This is a genomic window from Streptomyces sp. NPDC003393, assembly GCF_053589015.1.
This window is the reverse complement of sequence record NZ_JBSFRB010000088.1, coordinates 1-5,589: the sequence shown is the minus strand read 5'-3', so window position 1 is coordinate 5,589 and position 5,589 is coordinate 1. Positions and strand designations below refer to the sequence as shown.

5 protein-coding genes are annotated in these 5,589 nt (G+C 65.8%); 1 reads left to right on the top strand and 4 read right to left on the bottom strand.

What is annotated here, in order from left to right; all coding sequences use genetic code 11:
* Positions 1 to 208 precede the first annotated feature (208 nt).
* Complete coding sequence (locus ACWDUZ_RS38325) at positions 209 to 745, top strand: hypothetical protein (protein ID WP_451636451.1); 537 nt, start codon at positions 209 to 211, stop codon at positions 743 to 745.
* Here the strand turns inward: ACWDUZ_RS38325 and ACWDUZ_RS38320 are convergent.
* The 4 genes from ACWDUZ_RS38320 to ACWDUZ_RS38305 all read right to left on the bottom strand — a co-directional run.
* A complete protein-coding gene (locus ACWDUZ_RS38320; RefSeq protein WP_451636450.1) occupies positions 702 to 1,493 on the bottom strand; it encodes an IS5 family transposase in 792 nt (263 codons plus the stop codon). The two genes, ACWDUZ_RS38325 and ACWDUZ_RS38320, sit on opposite strands and share 44 nt — an antisense overlap.
* A gap of 67 nt (positions 1,494 to 1,560) precedes the next feature.
* The gene (locus ACWDUZ_RS38315; RefSeq protein ID WP_451636449.1) at positions 1,561 to 3,216 is read right to left on the bottom strand and encodes an IS701 family transposase; all 1,656 of its coding nucleotides are present in this window, start codon (positions 3,214 to 3,216) and stop codon (positions 1,561 to 1,563) included.
* Positions 3,217 to 3,426: 210 nt separating this feature from the next.
* Complete coding sequence (locus tag ACWDUZ_RS38310; RefSeq protein WP_451636448.1) at positions 3,427 to 3,858, bottom strand: SUKH-4 family immunity protein; 432 nt, start codon at positions 3,856 to 3,858, stop codon at positions 3,427 to 3,429.
* 30 nt (positions 3,859 to 3,888) lie between these two features.
* Positions 3,889 to 5,589, bottom strand: a 1,701-nt coding sequence (locus ACWDUZ_RS38305; RefSeq protein ID WP_451636447.1) for an RHS repeat-associated core domain-containing protein, incomplete at its 5' end; no start/stop codon positions are given.

Sequence of the window (5,589 nt, the reverse complement as noted above, 5' to 3'; positions counted from 1 at the left end):
TCGTCGAACGAGCTGAGCATGCCCAGGTCGTCGTAGCGGGCTGTCGTACCGTGGCTGCGCCAGCTGTTCGAAGCGGTGAGGTAGGTGCTGGTGTAAGAAGCTGTTGTCTTTTCGGGCGTGATCAGTGCGTTTCCGCTGGTCGGGGATAGCAGTGGTGATTCCGTGGGAGTCGTGGCCTGTCGGGTCGTCGCTCCCCGGGAGGTCATGAATGCCGTCAGTCGTCGGACTGCTGGAACAGCACGAGCTCGCCGCTCGCCGTCGAGTCGACGGGCTGCGGGAGGAGGCCGACCGCATCCAGGCCGAACTGGCCGCGGCCGAGCAGGAATGGCAGGAGTGGGCGATTGCCCGCAGGCGGGTCGACACGGTGCTGGCTCCGGACGGCGGCAACACCGCCGGCACCGAGGTCACTGAGGGTCCGCGGGATGCGGACGCGCCGCCGGAACCCGGGGGCGCCGCGAAGCCGAAGTCGCAGGTGCCGGTGTGGCGTGAGGGCCTTGACGGGTCGGTGCTGTCGGTGGACTACCAGCGCATCCTCACGGCGCTCGCGGACCGGGACCGGCTCCATCAAGGGCCGCTGACCTGCCAGGAGATGGCCCAGGCGTTCGGCATGGACGTGGTGCCGGCACGAGTGGAGACACTGCGGTCGAAGGCGAAACGCCTGGTCGCGCGGGGCTGGTTGGCCGAGCGGCAACCGGGGCGGTTCACCCTCGCCCAGGGCCCGGCCGGGCAAGTCGGCGCGTCATGAGCAGGGTCATCGACCAGTAGACCATCGCCTCGGCACTGGCGGTGCGCCGCTCGAAGTCGCGCACGAGACGGCGGCTTCGCATCAGGTGGGCGAAGAGGCGCTCGACGATCCACCGCTTGGGCAGCACCACGAAGCCGCGCATGTCGTCGCTGCGTTTCACGATCGCCAGAACCAGCGCGAACGCGGCCAGGCAGTGCTCGACGAGGCTGCCGGTGTAGCCGCCGTCGGCCCAGACCAGCTCCAGCCGGTGGTGCACGTCGGCGACCTGCCCGAGCAGCACCTGGGCGGCGATGCGGTCGCCGGTGTCCGCGGCGGTGACCATCACGCCCAGCAGCAGGCCGAGCGTGTCGACCACGACATGCCGCTTGCGGCCGTTGATCAGCTTGCCGCCGTCGAAGCCCCGGCTGTCCGCGCCGACCACGGCGTCCGCTTTGACGGACTGCGAGTCGATCACTGCGGCCGTCGACTCCGCATCCCACCCCAGCTCCTCACGGACCCTCGCGCGCAACCGGTCATGGAACTCCTTCACCAAGCCGTGGTCGCGCCAGCGGCGGAAGAATGCGTAGATGCGGTCCCACGGCGGGAAGTCGGCGGGCATCGCCCGCCACTTGATCCCGTTGTCCACGAGATACCGGATTGCATCGAGCATGGCCCGGTGGCAGTACCCCTCCGGCCGGCCGGCCCAGCCGCGCATCCAGCCCGGCACCGGCAGCAGCGGGCGGACCACGGCCCACTCCCCGTCCGTCATGTCCGTCGGGTAGCGACGCTGCCGCGTCCCGTTGTCGGCGGCGTTTCCGAACCGGTGAGCCAGGCAGTCACACTCCCAGGTGACCGCACTGGACCGCCCGGCCATCGGCACGCAAGACTGCTGCACCAGGGCCTCCTGCTGCTGCTCGGTGATTCGACACCAACGAGCTGTTCAGGAGGCCCTGCTCGTATGCGCCCAGCACCCCGCGACCACCCGATCGGGACTCCCGTTCGACGCGCATCTCCCAAGATCGAAAAGACAACAGCTTCTGAAGGATCTGCCCCTTCAGCTGTAGGTCCTTGAGAGCGCTGTAGTTCCGGTTTGGTTGTGTGGCGGTGGTCGGCTGGCCGTGTGGCGGGCTCGGTGGCAGGCACGGGCGTGTGCCTGATGGTGGCGGCGCCAGGCGGACCAGTGCAGGACATGGGCGATGCGCTCGTCCTGCGGCGGCTCGGGACGGAGCACGACGATCAGGCGGCGGATCTCGTATGCGGTGAACCGGACGGGCGGGATGCTGCTGGTGGGGTCCGCGAGATCCCCCTGTGTGGGCATCGGACGGAGCGGCCTGCTCGGCGAAGCGAACGGAACAGGCCGGGCCCTGTTCGCGCAGGGTGTGTGCGTCCTGGACGGCGAGAAAGGCGGCGGCGAGCTGGGCCAGACTCTGGTGCCGGTACCAGCCGTGGGAGGAGCTGACCTCGTAATCATCCAGCCCACAGACAGACTTGGCAAACTTGATCGCCTCCTCCACCCGCCAGCGGCCCCCGGGCACCATCACGAGTTCCTCGACGGGGGTGTCCTGCGGCCCCCAGGCCAGGTAGTAGTCGCGCTCACCGGGCGCCTCGGGGCGGCGGGCGATGAACCAGCGCGCCCAGGCGCCCTCACCGAGCTCGGCGTCGGGATCGGGGACGCGCCGCACCCACCACTGCCACATCCGGCTGCCCAGCTGGGAGGGGCCGGCGGGCAGGGTGAGCCAGTCCTCCTCGCGTGCGCAGCGCTCCACCAGCCGGGCGGCGTGCCGCCAGCCCGGGCGCCGCAGCACGGTCTGGTTGGCCTGCACCGTTACCGCATACGGCAGGCGGTGCCCCTCCAGGAAGGCACGGAAGGCGCCGTCCCGGCCGTAAACCTCGTCCGCGGCCACCCAGATGCGGCCCTCGGGAAGATCCGACAGAGCCCGCTCGATCATCCGCTCCGCCAGGCGCGGCTTGACGGCGAAGCCCACCGTTCCGGAGACATGCGCGGCCCGGCACCGCTCACGGTCATCGGTCCATTCGCGGGGCAGATACAGCTCGCGGTCGATCAGCACCTGTCCGGCGCCGGTGGCCCAGGCTGCCATCACCTCAACCTGGCACGGGAACACGCCGCCCAGCGTGCCGGTGAACTGGCGGGCCACCCCGGCCGAGGCCCTGCCCTTCTTCGCGAACCCGGTCTCGCCCACCACCAGGACCCCCGCCCCGCCCGGGCCGGCACCAACCCTGCCGTCGATCAGACCGTCGATCACGTAGCGGCGGGTGAAGTCGCGCAGCTCGTCGGCCTCCCAGCGGGCGCGGTCCAGCAGGCGCTGCTGCCCCCACGGGGCCCTGTCACCGGCGTACTCGGCCAACCGCCAACCGTTCTTGCGCGACAGCGGCGCCAGCAGCCCCCGAAGACACGCCTGCGCCCGCAGCCGCAGCTCCCACCGGCCGAAGACGTGCCCCGACTCCGGGAACAGGTCCTCCAGCCGGTCCACCACTCCTCGGCCCACTTCCGGTCCGTCACGACCGGCGGCACATCCAGCAACTCGGCCTTCATACAGGTGAGTCACCCGATCCCCAAGACCACCGAACTAGAGCGCCCTCAAGGATCTACAGCTGAAGGGTCTGCTGGGCACGCGAAAGCCCGAGGTTAGCCGACAGCCCAGCCAGGCAATCACGGCCACTGCCGAATCGAAGTCAGTGCTTTATTCAGGGTAGTCACCAATGGATACGTCGGTAATGAAATCACTCCAGAATGTGCCTTCATTAGCCGCAGAGGGATCGACACCCCGCACAATCCCCTCCAAGTCTTCAGCCGCCATTTCACAATCATCAAGATCGGATCCTTCGGCATAAAACGGGAACCGATCAATGATCTTCTTTACGCATTCATTGAAAAGCTCGATGGATGAATTCGCGAAAACTAGGCCATTCAAGCTCGCTCCCGCAAAGATGATTCCCGAGCTTTGCTGCAAATAAACACCAACATGATGCCCCATCCGCCAGAACTGGTAATAGATCTCACCCTCACCTGACATAAGCCGCTCCAGGTGGTCGTTCGCCCGGTAAGAAAAGAAGGTAACCGGCACCTCCACACTTACCCCGTCCCCAGATACTTCAGTCAACTCAAACTGCATCGACGTCCCCAACCTCGACTATTGGGTGCACTATTTTTTGAACAACTCAGCAATCGCCGCTTTGAAATCAGCGGTCGCTTTTTCCTGTACAGCTTTGTTCGAGTTCCAGTCGAACGACCAACTCACGTTCTTTATCCCGGCCGCTGCAATTTTACCAATACAGTTGTGCGTTCCGTTGCAGGGTTGACGCTCAGAGTACAAGGCAACAATCCTGTCGCCTGCCGCATCGAGCAGCTTCTCCTCTGCGTGCGGCCCTCCGCCCGACCTTGCGACCAGAGTCGTACCATCTGAGAGCAGTGCGGCTGCATAATTGCCTGTCTTATTTTTATCGATGAGGCGCTGCAGTTGTACCGCCTGACTTAGATGCCCTTCTCCGTACGCAATTTTGCCAGCCAGATTCATTCCCCGGGCATAGCGTTGCGCCGCCTTAGCCGCGTCTTCCCCCGATTCCAGCGCCTTCGCCAAGCCTTTAAGCTTCCCAATGGGCAAGAATCCTGCAATGAGCCACCCGCAGGCGGAGTAGTCTTGTTGCTGACAGTTTTCTGCATCCTCCAGAGGAGAGAGTGTGACTATAGCATTTTTCCAAGCATGGTAATTCTCCTTGAACCCGCATTTAATATCCCAGAACCCACACTCACTTTCCCAGAGTTGGTTCCATCCGCACTTGACGTCCCAGAACCCGCAGCCACCGTCACTCGCATTCTGTACAACAACCCCGCTGCCGTTGCCGACGTGCGCCGTCCCGTTGCTGCTGTTTTGACTGGAGCAGCCGTTACACCCGTCGTTTGCAAAACGTCCGCTGGAGATCGCTTGGGAGCCTTTTCCGCCCCCACTGTCGACGCCGGGAGAGTTGTCCCCAGGGAAGAGCATTCGGCCGTCGGGGTCGGAGTAGGTGACCGGGTTGTTTGCGGCGTAGCTGTAGCCGTTCAGGGTCTGCGGGTTGCTGATGTCAAGGACCGGGTCGACGCTGAGGAACTGGCCGATTGTCGGGTCGTATTCGCGAGCGTCGATGTGGGTCAGGCCGGTGGTGGCGTCCCGGGTTTTACCGAGGAAACCCTTGTCGTCAGGCCAGGGGCCGTAGAGGGGCTTGCCGCGGTCGGCGCCGAAGGGAGTGGTGTAGCGCTTGGTGAAGGTCTGGGCGGTGTCCGGGCTGATCGCCAGGGTGGAGGTGTTGTGGTGGTCGCCGGTGAGGTAGGTGAGTTTGTTGGCGCCCGATTCGTTGGAGCGGACGGCGGCGGTGACGGCGCCGGCGGCGTAGTAGCGCTGGGCCCAGGTGGTTCCGTTGGCGCGGAGGTGGAGTTCGGTGGCGCCGGCGTACAGGATGCGCTCGCCGTTGCTGGTGGCGCGGATGAGCAGGGTGCCGTCGGCGGCGTAGAGGTAGTCGGTCGACGTTCCGTTCTCGGTTAGCTTGGTCAGCTGGCCTTCGGGTGACCAGTCCAGTTGCTGGGTGGCCGTAGCGCCTGGGCGGTGCCGGGTGTTGCCGGTCGTGTCGTAGTCGTAGGTGCGCTGCGGGCTGGTGCAGTCGACCTTGGTGGTGGTGCCGGTCAGGGTGTGCGGCTGGCTGGTGTTGGTGTAGCAGTAGGTCGTCTTCGTGTCGCTGCCGCTGCCCTGGTGGACTGTCTCGCTGGTCCGCTGACCGGCGTTGTTGTAGGTGTAGCTGGTCCAGTACGGGGCCGGGCCGGCGAGGCTGGTTGCGCTGCGGGGGTCTGCGCAGTTCTGTGAGGTGGGCGT